The sequence below is a fragment of the Corynebacterium lactis RW2-5 genome, assembly GCF_001274895.1.
Classification (GTDB): domain Bacteria; phylum Actinomycetota; class Actinomycetes; order Mycobacteriales; family Mycobacteriaceae; genus Corynebacterium; species Corynebacterium lactis.
This window is the reverse complement of record NZ_CP006841.1, coordinates 2,419,968-2,435,010: the sequence shown is the minus strand read 5'-3', so window position 1 is coordinate 2,435,010 and position 15,043 is coordinate 2,419,968. Positions and strand designations below refer to the sequence as shown.

The following is a 15,043-nucleotide window of genomic DNA, read 5'->3' as shown; positions in this document are numbered from 1 at the left end:
TTCTAGACTGCTAGGCCCCGCACCAAGCCCGACGTCGGCAGCACGCCTGTAAAACCCAAAAGGTAGCGCCAGCACTACTGCGTTTTCCAGGCAAGGCTGCGAGCATTGGGTTAGATAGGTGTTTTGCGCGCTCAACCAGGTGGTGTGGGAACCAATGAGCGTCGGAAAGCGTTGTGAAAGATGAGTGGTGCGCGGTCCGCAAAAGCGCACTGCCCGGGACCGTCAGGGAATACAGGGACACTTAAGGAGAGATTTCGGTGGCACGGTGGGAAGAAAGGCTTTCGATGGGAAAGCAGCCGCGAGGTGGGGGCTTTCCGTCTCGCTTTGGCGTTCCCGGCCTGGCCGATGCGCTCGGTCGGCGGACTCTCAGCGCGCAGCGCGGCGCCATGGGCGCGATGGACGCTTTCCCCGGCTCTGCTGAATACGATCTGGTTTCCTTCGGCTATGCGGCGGGCTCTCCCTCTCCGCTGCTGAGTAGCAACCCGCGCGTTTCCCCGATGACCGCGCAGGCCGCAGTCGAGCTCGGCTATGATTCGAATCTCGCTAATGCCTCCCTCCCGCTTCGCGCTGGTGCCCTGCTTCTCGACGGCGCGATCTACGCTGCCGCCGTCACGTTCCTCGCGCTGCTGGCGTGGGTGGGTTTCGGCGAGGAACCCGCCCAGGCGATCACGATTGCTGCCTCGATCGCGGGTCCGCTCGGCTTTTACCTCTACCGCGCCGCGGGCGATGCCATCTTCGAGGGCTCCCCGGGCAAGCACATGCTGGGGCTGCGGATGTCCGGCCCGCATGGTCTTCCGGTCTCCGCCCGGGATGGCCTGGTGCGCAACGCCTGGCTGCTGCCCTCGATGATTCCCTTCCTGGGCTGGGTGGTCACGGCGGGTATCGCGGGCTGGATTGGGGTCAGTGCTCTGCGTGATCCGCTGGGCCGCGGCTCGCACGAGCTACGCTCGGGAACCCGTGTGGAGGAAAAGCCAGATCGCGAGCTCGGTCGCTAACGGGGAGCCGCTAACGAGGTGCTTAATCGGCTCCCTAAAAACCGGCTCCCTTAGAGATTGCTCGAGCTAGGAGCCGACCAGCTCGGCGTAGCGGTGCCTGTGGTGCTCCGTGAAGCCAAGGGTGCGGTATAGCGAGATGCCAGCCTGGTTCGTGGCTAGCACCTGTAGGTATGCCTCGTCGGCGCCGTGGCCCGCGCCCCAATGCAGCATGTGAATTCCCAGTAGCGTGCCGAGCCCCCTGCGGCGCATGCCTTCCGCGACCTCCACCGCGGAAAAGCCCAGCCAGACTCGCCTGTCCTCCGATTCGGTCAGGGTGCCACGAGTGATCGCGACGGTGCGACGGCCGCTGGGCGCGGAGCTGTCCGGGATTAGCAGCCGCCCGAAGCACATTCGGCCGTCGATTTCCTCACGCAGCAGGCGCAGGGCCTTTTCGGGGAGTGACTGGCCGCGGAAATGGTACAGGGCCAGCCAATCCTCATCGGGCTGGTCAGCAATGTCGAATTCGACGTTTGTTATCGCCGAATCGGTCGGGGGTAGTTCGGTCTTCAGCGACCGAGTCATGACGAGAATGTCCGGGCCCACCGACCATCCGTCGCCCGCGACCAGTGCCTGCGCGGGCTTGGCGATCCGGTCCGGCACTGCAATCCTCACGGCAAGTCCGTGGGCCGCGTAGAACTGGCGAATCTGCTCCAGCGGTACCGGATGCATGCCCGCGCCGGGCGCAATCGGCAGCGCCGAGTTCGACCGCTCCGTAATGCCGTCACCAGCGCGCAGCAGCCATCCGGACTCCTCCGCGTGTTCGATGCCCGGGAACGCCTTCGCTGTGGCGACCTCCACCGCGCGGATATCCGAGTTGCGTACTGGATGATCCGGCAGCGCTTTTACAATCAGCACCTTTTTATCGCTGAAGTCCACCGCCGCGACAGAGTCGTCCGAGCGCTCACCTGCGCGTTTCTGTGGCCGAACGACGAACGGATCCATGCTGAGCACATGCCCAATCACGTCCGTAGTCGTCTTCCCGGACGCGGCCGCCTCCTCCTGAGACAGCGCTCGGCGCACAATCACTCGGCGCCCCACCGCGACCTCGCCCACGCCCCATCGCGAGATGGGCAGGTCGCGGCCCGAGGTGTCATGGGTCGCGCTTTCGCTTGCCGACGCCTCCGCCGTCTGTGGTTCCTCGCGCCTGTCGGCCACAGCGGTTACCTCCTATTTCGTGGCTTGAGTGTCTTCTTCGGGCTCGTCGTCGTGGCCGAAGGGGTCGGGGTCGACACCCGGGGTCCAGGTCAGGCCACCCTCGGTCCAGCCGGCCCGCTTAATCTCCTTCTTCGCCATGCGCTTCCACCGGCCAGTGAGGCAGTCGGTGTAGAGGAAGCCATCCAGGTGCCCCACCTCATGCTGCATGCAGCGGGCGAAGAATCCTGTCGCCTCGATGCGAACTTCCTCGCCATTTTCGTCGAGGCCGGTGACTACGGCGTGGTCGGCACGACCCGTCGGAAAGCTAAGTCCCGGTACGGAAAGGCAGCCTTCCTCGTCGGAGCCGTCGTCGGAGGGCATGGTCTTGGGGACCTCGCTGGTGGTCAGCACGGGGTTGATGACGCAGCCACGGTGCCACACGTCGTCATCGTCGGGGCAGTTATATACGAAGAGCCGCTTGCCGACGCCAATCTGGTTTGCGGCGAGGCCGACCCCGTGGGCGCGGTCCATGGTTTCAAACATGTCGTCAATCAGCTCGCGGAGCTCGGAGACGTCCTCGGTGACCGGTTCGGTCGGAGTGTGGAGGACGGGGTCGCCAGCGATGACGATAGGGCGAATAGTCATGGCAGTGATTCTACTCGGAGCCTGTGCCAAACTTGGAGGCGATGAAGACCAGTGGGGACGAGCAACAGGGAGCCGATTCGGCGAGTCTAGAGGGCGATACGCTCGGAGTCGAGCCCGCCCTGGCGCGCCGGATGCTGGATTTTGAGAAGGAGTGGTTGAAGGTCGCGCGGCGCGGGCCGAAGATGGCGGGGGCCAGGGACGAGGCGATCCGCAGCAGGTTCGGGAAGGACTTCGCCAGCGGCCCGGTGCGTTACCACCAGGTGCTTTCCCGCCTGATTGATTCGCCCGCAGCCGAGGCGGCGGAGCCTGTTTTGGTGCACAGGCTGCGGGCGCTGCGCGATGGGACGGCGGGGCACTAGGTCGCGCCGCTGGCGAGACTGGGCAGCAAATAAGCTTCAACCTTTACTGCACAGTTGTGGGGTTCGGCCTATAGTATTGCAATTGTGTCTGACCAACTGAACCCACAGAATTCGCCTCGTCGCGGCCGTCACCGTCTCGACGACGACTTCGACGAGTACGACGACTACGGCGAGTACAGCGAGAATGGCCAGTACGGCGCGTACAGCGAGAACTCCGCTGCCGTCTCTGCCACCGGTGCTGCAGGTGCATCCGGTACCGCCGGTGCCTCTGGCGCGGCGGGGGCGGCCGGGGCCGGTGCCTCCGGCGCAGAAGCTGACTCATCGGTCGGTGACGGGGCCGGGCAGGGGCGTTCTCTGCGCATCCTCGCCGCGGTTTGCCTGTTTATTGGCGTCTGTCTGGTCGGTTACGGAATTTACGCCTTCAGCACAGGTGGGGGCTCGGACGAGCAAACACCTTCCGAGACGGTCGTCAGCTCGCAGACCAACGGATCCGAGTCTCAGAGCTCCAGCCAAGATGTGCCTCCGCCGCCACCGCCGGCTGCTCCGTCGGAGTCCGGCGTGCCTATGCCTCCTCCCGCAGCTTCCGATGCCGCGAAGCCGGAGGATAAGCCGCAAGGCCAGGAGAGGGCCGAAGAGGGCGCCCCGGCGGACGCCCCGCGGGTCGACCGCGGTGCCACGAAGATCACCGTCCTGAATAACTCGCAGGTGACCGGTCTTGCGGACAAGGTTTCCGAGAAGGTCGGTGGCCAGGGCTGGGGCCGTGGCGCCACCGGAAACGCTCCCGAGAACGAAATGGGCATCTGGGAGAAGACGACCGTCTACTTCGCCAAGGACAATGCGAAGGAGAAAGCCGCGGCTGAGGAGCTGGCCCGCGAAAACGGTTGGGTTACCGCTCCTCGCGACGAGCGCCTGGAAGGCAAGCCCGTCGGCATCGTCGTCATTGTGACTGACCAGGCGAATTAACGAGGGGCGCGATGAAAAACGCGATGAACACGATGCGTCGCCGACACCGCGCCCTAGATGCGGGTTTCTTTGCAGCGGGCGCATGCGCGCTTGTGCTCGGCATTTCCGCATGCGCGCCCGCCGGATCGGGGCAGGAGGAAGCTTCCTCCTCGGCCACGTCCACGGCACCGGTCAGAGTGAACCCGGACGCGCCTGCGCTGAAGGAAAAACTCGGGGCCTTCAACTTCATTCGGACTAACGATGACGGCACGATGGCGATGCTCGCCACCGTCCACGTCAAGAGCGTCCAGGATTGGGTTGGCCTCGTCGACGAAAAGAGTCAGTTCTCCGTCCTGGAAAAGGGCAAGTACATAGTGCAGGCCCGTGGCGCATCGGGCTGCAGCGGTGTCGGTAGTCCCGCTGTGGAAGGGCTCGGCACCATCGGAGAGGTCCACGCTTCGGGGGACAACTCCGTAGACGTGTGGTCGACGCCTGCCAAGATTGATTCCAATAGCTTCACCACCGTCGCGCTTATCGACGAAAAAGGCGATCTTGCTGCCTGCGCGAAATCGGTGAAATGGACCGAGCCAACTGCTTCAAACGATTCCTAGTGTGAAAAAATAGGGGGCATGACTGAGGAATTTTCCGGATCCCCCGAACCCACGCTCGGTGTCGAGTGGGAGTTGGCGTTCGTTGACCGCTCGACGCGGGACACCGCCCCGGTTGCGGCGAAGGTGCTCGAGATCATCGATGCCGAGCATCCCGGGCATCCCCTGCAGCGGGAGTTCCTCGCCAATACGGTGGAGCTGGTCACCGGTGTCCACCACACCGTGCCGCAGGCGGTAGCCGACCTGCGCAGCCAGCTGGACATGGTCCTGGACGCGGCCGACCGCGTCGGGGTCGACGTGTGGTCGTCCGGCTCGCACCCGTTTGCCCGTGGCACGGCGCAGCAGGTCAGCGACAAGGGGCACTACTCCGAGATCATTAACCGCACTCAATGGTGGGGAAACCAGATGATCATCTGGGGTATCCACGTCCACGTGGGAATCCAGGACGCCGAGCGAGTATGGCCCATCATTCAGGCCCTGGCCACGAAGATGCCGCACATGCTCGCGTTGTCTTCGTCTTCGCCCGCCTGGAACGGTGAGGACATGGGATACGCCTCCAACCGCAGTCTGCTTTACCAGCAGCTGCCCACCGCCGGGCTTCCTCCTGCCATCTTCACCTGGGCTGACTGGCAGTCCTACATGCGCGATCAGGAGCTTTCCGGGGTGATTAACCACACCGGTTCGATGCACCTGGATATCCGCCCGGCGTCTAAGTACGGCACCATCGAGGTACGCGTCGCCGATGCTACCTCGAACATGAAGGAACTCGCGGCCATCGTCGCGCTAACCCACTGCTTAACCGTGTACTACGACCGTATGTGGGAGGCCGGCGAGGAGCTGCCCAGCCTGCAGCCCTGGCACATCGATGAGAACAAGTGGCGTGCAGCCCGCTACGGCATGGACGCGTTGGTAATCGTCAACCGCGACACCGATGAGCGCTGGGTTCGCGATGAACTAGTCGAGCTAGTCGAGCAGCTAGCTCCGCTTGCCGACGAACTGGGCTGTCGTACGGAGCTGGACTATGTCAAGGACATTGTTGCTCTTGGCGCAGGTTACGAGCGCCAGCGCGCCGTGGCCCAGGCGGCGGGTGCTCTGCCCGCTCTGGTTACCGAGGATGAGGTTCGGGACAACGAAGCGAAGCTGGGGCGCACCCCGTGGGCCGCCGCGGTGGACCTGGGCGTGCAGGAGCTTCGCGCCGGGCTCCCAATCGCGCCGGAGGATTTTCGCGAGGGCGCGCGATAACTCGACGCCAGCGCGTAGGCGCGGAGGGCTAACTTCCGACGGCGCTCAGCGTTGGCCGGCGGAGTCATCGCGGGCAATGTTCGCCTCGTCGATAAGCCCTTCCTTGAAGGCCTCATGCCCCACACGGTTTCCGATGATGGGGGAGGTGCCCAGCGCGAAGCAGATAATCAGCGTGAGCAGGCCGAGGTCACCCAGCGTGGTGGCGTCCCACGTGCCGTGGACGAGGACGTGGATTAGGGCGCCGCTCAGCGTGAGCATCAGACCGAGCGTCTGAGGCTTGGAGGACGCGTGCATGCGGCTGATGGTGTCGCGGAAGCGCGCGAGTCCGACCGCGGCGGCGAGGCAGAGCAGCGCCCCACCGACGATGAAGGCGATAGCGAGGATATCGGCTAAGAGAATCACGGTTGCTCCTTCCGATCGGCGGTGGGCTGGCTGATTTCGGCGCGGTCATCGGGAACTCGGAACTTCGCGACCGCCAGTGAGGAGAGGAACCCCAGCAGGGCGATGACCAGCATCGGATAGACCACTGACGTGTCGAAGCGCCACGCCATGAACGCGGCGAGCATGCCCTGGAGCATCGCGGTGATGGACTCGAGGCCTACGAGACGGTCCAACGAGTTCGGCCCGGCGATCATGCGGCCGAGGGCGATTAGCGTCGCCACGAAGTAGATTCCGGCGGCGATGCCGAGCAGGGTGTTGAAGAGCTCGGGATTCATTGGGCGTGTCCCTCCTTGGCTTCCGCCGGAGCCGCGGAGGCATTAGGTGCCTCCACGTCTGCCACATCGCGATTTTCGAAGGCCCGCAGTACCCGCCGCTCGAGCCGCGTGAGCTGCGCGATCTGTTTATCCACCTTGCAGGTGGAGGACGCGTCGAGAATGTGCATAGTCAGGGTCTTTTTCCGCTTATCAACGTCGACGATGATTCCTCCCGGCTGCAGGTTAATCAGTGCCATTGCGGTGGCGAGCGTGATATCGCCGCGCACGCGCATGGGAACCTCGATGATGGCGGCGGGCGGAGGATTGGCGCGCCGGATGGCGATCCAGGCGACCTCGACGGAGGCGACGAGGAAGTCGATCGCCCAGGAGCCGAATAGGCGGATCAGCCCGGAGATATTCAGCTCCATCTCGCTGACCGGAGGCAGCGGTAGCGGCACTGCCAGCGTGAGCAGGCCGATAACCAGTACCCCGGAGACGATGTTTCCGACGGAAACCTCGCCCCACAGGAACACCCACATCACCATCAACAGCAGAAACATCACCAGCGAGATGCGCGGAGGCTTTTTCCAGGAGACGGAATTGTCGTGGTTAGACTGAGTCTTACTCATGGCCTACCTCCTCTGCCTTTTCGTGGGGCGCAGCCGGGTTCCAGGGCTGCTTCGTGCGCCCGACATCGTCGAGCGAGTCGACCGAGTCCAGGTCGCGGACTCCCAGGACGGCGGTCCGGTACGCGTCGACGTTAGAGACATTGGTTGCCGCTCGGTTCGCGATTCCAGACAGCGGACCGGCCAGGATCGTAACTGCCACCGAGGCTACGACCAGGAGCATCGTCGGTGCCAGCATGCCGAGCGGTATCCGACCGACATCCGCGCGCTCGTCCAGGGCGACCAGCTTTGTCCGTTCCCGCAGAGTTGCGGGCGTGGCCAACGCCATGTCGCCTTCGGGGGCGTCGGAGCGGTCGCGCCAGAATGCCTTCGACCACACGATAATCATGGTGTAGAGAGTCAACAGGGAAGTGACAATCGACCCCGCAACCAAGATCCACGCGGTCGCGGTCCCGGACTCGGCACCGGCCTGAATCAGCAGTACCTTGCCCAGGAACCCCGAGAAAGGCGGGATGCCGCCGAGGTTTAGGGCCGGAATCAGGTACAGGATCGCTAGCAGTGGCGAGGACTTTGCCAGGCCGCCGAGCCTGCGTAGCGACGAGGACCCGGCCTGCCTCTCGATCAGCCCGACAACTAGGAACAGTGCGGTCTGCACCAAAATGTGGTGGACGATGTAGAAGATCGCTCCGGTAAGCCCCATGGCGTTGCCGACCGCGATGCCGAAGATCATGTAACCGATGTGCGAGACCAGCGTAAACGACAGCAGCCTCTTGATATCGTTCTGGGCCATGGCGCCGAGGATGCCCATCAGCATTGTCGCAAGCCCGGCCCACATCAAAACGTCGTCAAGCCCACCGCCGGGGAAGACCACACTGCGCGCACGGATGATGGCGTACACGCCGACCTTGGTCAGCAGGCCAGCGAAGACCGCGGTCACCATCGAGGGGGCGGTGGGGTAGGAGTCCGGCAGCCACGACGACAGCGGGAACACCGCGGCCTTCACCGCGAACGCGACCAGCAGCACCGCGAAGATGGCGGTGCGGGTGCCGGCGGGAATTTCCTCCATGCGGATGGAGATATGCGCGAAGTTCACCGTGCCCACCGACTGGTACACCAGGCCGATGGCCAGCAGGAACACCATCGAGGAGAGCATGTTGACCATCACGTAGGACACGCCCGCTCGAATGCGTGACGACGACGCGCCCAGGGTGAGCAACACATAGGATGCCACCAGGAGCACCTCGAAGCCGACGTACATATTGAACAGATCGCCGGCGAGGAAGGCCATGGACACACCCATGTTGAGCAGCATGTATGTCGGGACGAATACGGAGATGGGCTCGTCGTCGTCGCCGTCGGAGATGCCCTGCCCGATGCCGAACCACATCACGGCGAAGAGTACCAGCTGCGACACCGCAATCATCAGCACGGCCAGGCTGTCCGCAACCAGGGTAATGCCTATTGGCGAATCCCAACCGCCGACCTGAACGGTGTGGATACCGTGCGCGTAGACCAGGTAAACCAACCCAATCGAGATGGCGACGAGGGCGCCGAGCGCGGTCAGCGACAGCACCTGCTGCAGGCGTGGCCGTCGGGAGAGCAGCAGCGCGAGCGCTGCGGTCGCCGCGGGGACAATGACCGGCAGCGGAATCAGGAGGTAGATGAGTTGCTCAGTCGTCATCGCCGTCCCCCTTTTTGGCAGCGGCGCTGTCGGATTCGATTGGCTTCTCGAAGCTCACGGGACCGAATTGGTCGCCGGCCTGCGTTGGGAGGCCGGTAGTCGGGTCGTCGGAGCGGTCGTGGTCAGGGGCGGCCGAGGGATCGTCGAGTCTGCGCAGTGCAAGGGTGCGGTCTTCGCGGTCGTCCTGGACGTGGTCGCCGATGCGGTAGCGGTGCTGGCGGTAGGCCAGGGCGAGCAGAAACCCGGTCATACCCATTGAAATGACGATTGCGGTGAGGATAAACGCCTGCGGAAGAGAATCCGCTTCCTGGCCTCCACCGAGTACGTTGCGTCCCCAGATCGGCGGACTGCCGGGGCCATCGGAGCCTAGTAGAATCAGAAGGTTGATGCCGTTTCCCATAAGAAGCAGCCCCATCAGCATCCTCGTCAGCGCACGGTCGAGGAAGAGGTACACGCCGGCGGCGATCAGCACGCCCACGGCAGCCAGGAGCACGAAGTTGAGAATCACTGGTTTTCCTCCTTGATCGCCTGTGCTACTGGCGCGCTGGCGCGAGCCTGGGTTTTTCTTGGTTTGCCGCTGGGTAGCCTGTTTCTCAGCCCGCGGGAGCGTCCCAGAGCGGTCAGGGAGACGCGACGCGAGCGCGATCGTTCGGCTCGGCGGCTAGTTTCGACGTCGATGCGCCCGCCGAGGCTGCGCAGGATGTAGACGATTGTGCCGACGACGATGAGGAACACACCGAAGTCGAACAGCATCGGGGAGACCACGTTGACTTTGCCGATCGCTGGCAGCCCCAGCGATACGTACCAGGACGTCAGCGGCGGCCAGCCGACAACGATCGGCCAGATTGTGCTGAGCGCGGCGAGGAGCAGGCCGCCGCCGAGGAGGACCTCGGTGTTCACGGGAAGCGTGGCAGCCAGCTCCTTCCTGCCTCCCAGAATGTAGCGCATGGCGATTGCCAGGGAGGCGACAAGGCCTGCGGCGAAGCCTCCGCCCGGGGCGTTGTGCCCCGCGAAGAACAGGTACGCCGCCATGATAATCATTGCGGGGAAGAGCAGTCGGGACGCGACGAGCACCATAATCGGGTACTTCAGCTTCTCGGGCTCCGCCGAAGGATCGGTGGACATCAGCCAACGGGCGTTGCGGCGGTCGCGGCGGGTTCCTCTAGGAAGCTTCGAGCGCACGTAGACCGTGTGCGTACGAAACACCAGGGAGGCGATACCAACAGCCACGATAACCAAAACCGAAATCTCGCCGAAGGTGTCCCAGGCGCGAATATCCACCAGTAGGACATTCACTGTGTTCGCACCATGGCCAATCTCTTTCGCCAGAGCAGGAATGTCCTCGGAGACGGGAATGCTGCGTCGGGAAGCCATGGCGAAGGCGCCCAGGATAGGCACTGTCAGACCGACGGCGATGGCCAGCCACGCGCGGTGGCGCTCCCAGCGGGGCCGGGACTTGGGGGCGTGGGCGGGTAGGGTGCGCAGGACCAGGACGAAGATAATCATGGAGACGGTCTCCACGAGCAGCTGCGTGAGAGCCAGGTCCGGGGCGCCGTACATGGCGAAGAGTATGGACAGGCCATAGCCGGTCATGCCGACCATGATTACTCCCGAGAGCCTGTTGCGAAGTCGGGTCGCGGCGAGCGCAGCGATGATGATGACCAGAGCCACTGCGCCCTGTGGGGCCGAGTCCCACAGCTCCATGCGGATGTCGTCCCGCTCGCCAAGCAGCAGCGCAGAGGTGGGCAGGATGATCAGGACCAGCAAAATCACGGCTTCGTTCAGCGACAGAGAACCACGCTGGGTCGCGGCCGTCACTCGCAGCGAGAGGCGGCGGGCGGTGCCCAGAACTCGGTCGTAGAGTGCATCCGCGCTGCCGAGAGCCGGCTGATCAAACTGCAGCTGCCGGACGAGCTTGCGTTGCCAGTACATAACCCAGCCCGTGAAGAGGACGGTGGCAGTCAGAGCCAGGGGAAGGGTCCAACCGTGCCAGAGCGCCAAGTGGGAGTGGCTCGATTCCTCGGGGAACGCGACCTTGAGATACGGCGCGATAGCCCCGTCGAACAGCTGCGGGGTGAGGCCAGTGACTACGCCTGCGACAGCTAGGATCCACGCTGGCCCGATTAGAGGGGCACTCGGACTCTGCATGCTCGAGACCGCCTCGGAAATGCCGCCGCCGCAGACGTGGGTGCGGGGCTTCGTCGCGAAGGCGCCATGGAGCAGATACAGCGAGTAGGCAACGGTGAGGATGGAGCCGACGACGAGCCCGGCTGTCGTAAAGATTGCGGGCATCCCGTGCAGCGGCCGCGCGGAGAGCACCGCGTCGAGCGCGGCTTCTTTCGCGACGAAGCCGAACAGCGGCGGAACGCCAGCCATCGAGGCGGCAGCCAGGACCGAGATCACCAGCAGCTGCGGAGCTCTGTTACCCAGGCCCGAGAGCTTGCGAATATCGCGAGTACCGGTCAGCCGGTCAATTGCGCCAGCCACCATAAACAGCGTGGCCTTGAACATCGCGTGCCCCAGGGTCAGCGCCAGCGCCGCCAACATCGCCGCCCGCGTGCCGACGGAGGCAACGGTAATGATGAAACCCAACTGGCTGACCGTGCCATAGGCCAGAATCAGTTTGAGGTCCTTCTGCCGTAGAGCCATCCAGCCGCCCATAATCATGGTGACCAGGCCCAGCGGAATGATTGTCAGATGCCAGGTTTCGGTAGTGCCGAACGTCGGCGCCAGCCGGGCGACAAGGAATACGCCCGCTTTGACCATCGCCGCGGAGTGCAGGAAGGACGACACCGGAGTCGGCGCAGCCATAGCGCCGGGCAGCCAGAAGTGGAAGGGCGCGATGGCCGACTTCGACAGTGCCCCGATGAGGAGAAGCACCGCGGCGGTAGCGACAGCGGGGGAGTAGAGCTGCTCGTCACTGATCGCACCTGGGGCGGTAAGGGTGGAAAATTGCCAATAGTCCGTGGTGACGCCCATCAAAATGATGCCGAGCAACATGACTAGGCCACCCAGTGTCGTCACCAGGAGTGCCTGCCCTGCGGCCCTGCGGGAGGAGGAGCGCTCGGCGTAGAACCCGACCAGGAGGAAGGAGAGCACCGATGTGATCTCCCAGAAGATGAACATCAGCAGGATATTATCGCTGACCACGAGCCCGTACATGGACGCGGCGAATGCGACCATCTGCGCAGAAAAAGACCCGATGCGGCGACGTTTCCCCGGAGGAGGATCGACGAAGTATCCGGCACAGTACACGAGGACGAGAAAGCCCACCGTCAAAACCAATGTGCCGAAGATGGACTCGATAGCGCCGAGCCTAAAGTGCACGTCGAGGTGCACAGCCGGCATCCATTCGAAGTGCTCAACGACAGGTTCCGCCTGCGGGGACAGCGCAAGCTGGGCGAGGTGGCGGCCGATGTAGATTGCTCCGCCAGCCAGAGGAAGGCTCAGAAGGACAAAGCCCCGGGTTCCGAGCCACCTAATCGTCCATGGTGCAACCGCTGCGGTGGCGAACAGGATGCACAGGAGAATAGTCACATTTCCATCATGAATGATGTAGCAACATTATTGCAACCCCTTTTGGGGCTATAGGCTCACAACGTCCGATGGAGTGAGTGAAAAGCCAACGCCCTCTTAAAGGGCTAGGGAGTAGGTGCTAGCCGTGAAGACGATTGGCAGCGCACACCATAGCGTTCAGAACGGAAGTCTCCGGAGTCTGGCCGAAGCCCATCGTCCACACATGGTCGTGGTTGTGAGCAGCGTAGACGAACGTTGCCGTAGCTTCGAAGATTTCGAACTGGTGGAACTCCACGATCTCAACGCGGTAACCAGCGTCGGCAAGCAGATTGGTGCAAGCGGAGACCGGACCCATGGCGGTGATCTCCTCGGTGAAGGTGCGGGAGTTGCCCTGGCGGTCCGTCAGCGTCAGGTCGGCATTGAACCGGATGCGCCCCAGGGTGCCACGCTCAGCGGTGAAGTTGCGAATCTGAACCGGGCCATGCGTTGGCGAATATGTGTCGCTGAAATTGCGCCACGTCATCCCGCGAGCTTCTTGGCGGAGGCCGCGGGGCAGGCGGTGTCCGAAGCGAGCCCGGAACGGGTCGTCGGAGAAGGTTCGCACGGTGCGCTCGCCTTCACCCTCGGTGGCCAGCGACGGGCGCTTGCCGGTGAAGGTGGTCGAGGTCGACATGTTCTTGGTGGTGCGAGTGGAAAACATTCTTTGTGGTCCTTTTCGAAAAATCTCGGTGAGTGAGTTGCGGACCAACCAGGTGCTTTGGAAAGTTGCGGCCAGAGACCCCGTGTGGAGGGGCTAGTCCGTTGGGCCTCCACCGGGGTTCGTAGCCTTCGCTACTCGAATAAGAATGTTCTTCTGCATGGGTGGTACTTTAATACAAAGAGAAGTTGTGACACAAGTCATTTTTGTGAAAAAGGAGACGTGGGCAACACAGGTACCGTGCCTTTGTCGAATTGAAAAGCGCCCGGCTACCTGCGTGATTGTGCAACTAAAAACAGGGGTGAAAATTTTTCGAAACTTCAGCCCCTGCTTGTTTGTAACCCCTGTAAAACCCGATGTGGTAGTCGGGGTGAGGGTGGGTGCTATAGCGCGTTAATCGACGACAGGAACACCGCCTCACCCACCGCGATGTCACGAATCTCGTTCGGATCCACGGACTCGTCCGCAGAGTGGATCCGGCACTGCGGCTCCTCCACGCCGTAGAGTGCGATGTCCGCGCCCGGCACGGCCTCCAGCAGCGTCGCGCACAGCGGAATCGACGCACCCTCGCCCATACTTGCGGTCTCCTTGCCATAAGCCGCTGCGAGGCTGTCCGAAACAAGCTTTACGACGTCGCCCTCGACGTTGGCGCGGAACGGATTCGCGAGCTCGTCACGGTTCACGCTCACCTTCACGCCCCATGGAGCATGGGCCCGCAGGTGATTTTCCAGGGCCTCCTGGGCCTCGGCCGGGTCCACGCCGCCCGGGATGCGGAAGTTAATGTGCGCCATGGCGGTCGCCGCGATGGCGTTGACCGCGTTGGTGGCCGGAGGGCAGTCGATGCCGGTGACGATGACCGCCGGGCGCGCCCAAGTCAGGTCCGCGACGGAGGCGTCCTGGTTGCTGAGGAGCTCAACCTCGTCCAGTGCGCCCGCGTCCGCGCGGAAGGTCTCCGGCTCGTAGTCCAGGCCCTCCCATTTCTGGGAGCAGTCCAGGCCGTCAATCTTGGTATGGCCGTTTTCGTCCCGCAGGCTGTCGAGCATGCGAATAAGCGCCGCCAGCGCGTCCGGGGCTGCGCCGCCGAACATGCCGGAGTGGACCGGCTGCTGCAGCGCATCGACGCGAACCTCCAGGTCCGCCGTGCCGCGCAGGGTGGTAACGAGCGTCGGCTGGCCGACCTCCGCATTTCCGACATCGGCGATGAGAATGACATCGGCGCTAAAGAGCTCCGGCTGTGTCGCAATGAGGTTATTGAGTCCGGCTGACCCGCGCTCCTCGGAGCCCTCGACGATGATTTTGATGTTCGGCAGTTCGACCTGGCTCGCAATTGCGTCGTCAAGCAGGGCGCGAAGCGCGGCGAGGTGCATGACCACATTGCCCTTGCAGTCCGCGGTGCCTCGGCCGTACCAGCGGCCGTCGCGCTCGTCGAGCTGCCAGGGGCTGGCGGTCCAGGCGGACTCGTCGCCGGCGGGCTGGACATCATAATGCGAGTACAGCAGTACAGTCTTAGCGCTTTCCGACGCTGCTGGGACGAACCCGGAAAGAGTAATGGATCCGTCGATTGTGTCGTGCGAGATCAGTTCGATGCCCAGCTCGGCGAACATACCGGCCACGGCTGCGGCCGCGTCCTTGCAGGCCTTCTTCGTTTCCTCGGTTCCGTGGACGGATGGGAATGCGACCAGGTCGGTCAACTGGGTGCGGATTGTGTCGCGCTGGCTGGCGATGTTGGTGCGCAGCGACTCGATCAGGTCCTTATTAATAATGCTCATGGGCGCCAGTGTAGGCGCATGTGTGGACTGGGCGTGGGGAAGTGTGTGGCGTGCGTACGGTGTGGGCAAACCTTGCACTCGAGGGTGGGGAGTGC

Annotated in this window: 15 protein-coding genes; 5 read left to right on the top strand and 10 right to left on the bottom strand. The window is 63.5% G+C overall.

The features are described from left to right. The first annotated feature begins 257 nt into the window (after window positions 1-257). On the top strand, window positions 258-995 hold the full coding sequence (locus CLAC_RS10780) for an RDD family protein (protein WP_156324840.1): 738 nt from the start codon (window positions 258-260) through the stop codon (window positions 993-995). Between the two features lie 66 nt (window positions 996-1,061). On the opposite strand, the gene CLAC_RS10775 is transcribed toward CLAC_RS10780, so the two are convergent. Both CLAC_RS10775 and CLAC_RS10770 read right to left on the bottom strand, forming a co-directional pair. After that, window positions 1,062-2,102, bottom strand: a complete 1,041-nt coding sequence (locus CLAC_RS10775) for an N-acetylglutamate synthase, CG3035 family (RefSeq protein WP_053413413.1) — start codon at window positions 2,100-2,102, stop codon at window positions 1,062-1,064. A 99-nt stretch (window positions 2,103-2,201) separates the two neighbouring features. Beyond that, the gene (locus tag CLAC_RS10770) at window positions 2,202-2,813 is read right to left on the bottom strand and encodes a peptide deformylase (RefSeq protein ID WP_053412921.1); all 612 of its coding nucleotides are present in this window, start codon (window positions 2,811-2,813) and stop codon (window positions 2,202-2,204) included. A 41-nt stretch (window positions 2,814-2,854) separates the two neighbouring features. Between CLAC_RS10770 and CLAC_RS10765 the strand changes: the two genes are divergently transcribed. The 4 genes from CLAC_RS10765 to CLAC_RS10750 all read left to right on the top strand — a co-directional run bounded on the left by CLAC_RS10765 (window position 2,855) and on the right by CLAC_RS10750 (window position 5,964). After that, window positions 2,855-3,172 carry a DUF3263 domain-containing protein gene (locus CLAC_RS10765; RefSeq protein ID WP_053412920.1) on the top strand — a complete coding sequence of 106 codons (318 nt, stop codon included), beginning with the start codon at window positions 2,855-2,857 and terminating at the stop codon, window positions 3,170-3,172. Window positions 3,173-3,256: 84 nt separating this feature from the next. Beyond that, window positions 3,257-4,135 (top strand): LytR C-terminal domain-containing protein, encoded by an 879-nt coding sequence (locus CLAC_RS10760; RefSeq protein ID WP_053412919.1) that lies wholly within the window; start codon window positions 3,257-3,259, stop codon window positions 4,133-4,135. 11 nt (window positions 4,136-4,146) lie between these two features. Beyond that, a complete protein-coding gene (locus CLAC_RS10755) occupies window positions 4,147-4,725 on the top strand; it encodes a hypothetical protein (protein WP_245621872.1) in 579 nt (192 codons plus the stop codon). Window positions 4,726-4,743: 18 nt separating this feature from the next. Further along, a complete protein-coding gene (locus tag CLAC_RS10750; RefSeq protein WP_053412918.1) occupies window positions 4,744-5,964 on the top strand; it encodes a glutamate--cysteine ligase in 1,221 nt (406 codons plus the stop codon). A 45-nt stretch (window positions 5,965-6,009) separates the two neighbouring features. Here CLAC_RS10750 and CLAC_RS10745 read toward each other — a convergent pair whose 3' ends face one another. From CLAC_RS10745 to CLAC_RS10710, 8 genes are all read right to left on the bottom strand, one after another. Then, window positions 6,010-6,366, bottom strand: coding sequence for a monovalent cation/H(+) antiporter subunit G (locus CLAC_RS10745; RefSeq protein WP_053412917.1), 357 nt, complete (start codon window positions 6,364-6,366; stop codon window positions 6,010-6,012). Then, complete coding sequence (locus CLAC_RS10740) at window positions 6,363-6,680, bottom strand: monovalent cation/H+ antiporter complex subunit F (protein ID WP_053412916.1); 318 nt, start codon at window positions 6,678-6,680, stop codon at window positions 6,363-6,365. Before CLAC_RS10740 ends, CLAC_RS10745 begins: the two co-directional genes overlap by 4 nt. Next, on the bottom strand, window positions 6,677-7,288 hold the full coding sequence (locus CLAC_RS10735) for a Na+/H+ antiporter subunit E (protein WP_053412915.1): 612 nt from the start codon (window positions 7,286-7,288) through the stop codon (window positions 6,677-6,679). The genes CLAC_RS10740 and CLAC_RS10735 overlap by 4 nt, the downstream gene beginning before the upstream one ends. Then, on the bottom strand, window positions 7,281-8,966 hold the full coding sequence (locus CLAC_RS10730) for a Na+/H+ antiporter subunit D (protein ID WP_053412914.1): 1,686 nt from the start codon (window positions 8,964-8,966) through the stop codon (window positions 7,281-7,283). Before CLAC_RS10730 ends, CLAC_RS10735 begins: the two co-directional genes overlap by 8 nt. Next, on the bottom strand, window positions 8,956-9,474 hold the full coding sequence (locus CLAC_RS10725) for a Na(+)/H(+) antiporter subunit C (protein WP_053412913.1): 519 nt from the start codon (window positions 9,472-9,474) through the stop codon (window positions 8,956-8,958). The genes CLAC_RS10730 and CLAC_RS10725 overlap by 11 nt, the downstream gene beginning before the upstream one ends. After that, complete coding sequence (locus CLAC_RS10720; protein ID WP_082313371.1) at window positions 9,471-12,503, bottom strand: Na+/H+ antiporter subunit A; 3,033 nt, start codon at window positions 12,501-12,503, stop codon at window positions 9,471-9,473. The genes CLAC_RS10725 and CLAC_RS10720 overlap by 4 nt, the downstream gene beginning before the upstream one ends. Before the next feature lie 118 nt (window positions 12,504-12,621). Continuing rightward, entirely contained in the window at window positions 12,622-13,182 is a 561-nt protein-coding gene (locus CLAC_RS10715; RefSeq protein ID WP_053412912.1) for a hypothetical protein, read from the bottom strand. A gap of 380 nt (window positions 13,183-13,562) precedes the next feature. Next, a complete protein-coding gene (locus CLAC_RS10710) occupies window positions 13,563-14,948 on the bottom strand; it encodes a dipeptidase (RefSeq protein ID WP_053412911.1) in 1,386 nt (461 codons plus the stop codon). Window positions 14,949-15,043 lie beyond the last annotated feature (95 nt).

Excerpts from the sequence above, each read along its gene's own strand:
- CLAC_RS10770 (WP_053412921.1), bottom strand. The coding sequence starts at position 2,813 with ATGACTATTCGCCCTATCGTCATCGCTGGCGACCCCGTCCTCCACACT.
- CLAC_RS10765 (WP_053412920.1), top strand. The coding sequence starts at position 2,855 with ATGAAGACCAGTGGGGACGAGCAACAGGGAGCCGATTCGGCGAGTCTA.
- CLAC_RS10755 (WP_245621872.1), top strand. The coding sequence starts at position 4,147 with ATGAAAAACGCGATGAACACGATGCGTCGCCGACACCGCGCCCTAGAT.
- CLAC_RS10750 (WP_053412918.1), top strand. The coding sequence starts at position 4,744 with ATGACTGAGGAATTTTCCGGATCCCCCGAACCCACGCTCGGTGTCGAG.
- CLAC_RS10740 (WP_053412916.1), bottom strand. The coding sequence starts at position 6,680 with ATGAATCCCGAGCTCTTCAACACCCTGCTCGGCATCGCCGCCGGAATC.
- CLAC_RS10735 (WP_053412915.1), bottom strand. The coding sequence starts at position 7,288 with ATGAGTAAGACTCAGTCTAACCACGACAATTCCGTCTCCTGGAAAAAG.
- CLAC_RS10730 (WP_053412914.1), bottom strand. The coding sequence starts at position 8,966 with ATGACGACTGAGCAACTCATCTACCTCCTGATTCCGCTGCCGGTCATT.
- CLAC_RS10715 (WP_053412912.1), bottom strand. The coding sequence starts at position 13,182 with ATGTTTTCCACTCGCACCACCAAGAACATGTCGACCTCGACCACCTTC.
- CLAC_RS10710 (WP_053412911.1), bottom strand. The coding sequence starts at position 14,948 with ATGAGCATTATTAATAAGGACCTGATCGAGTCGCTGCGCACCAACATC.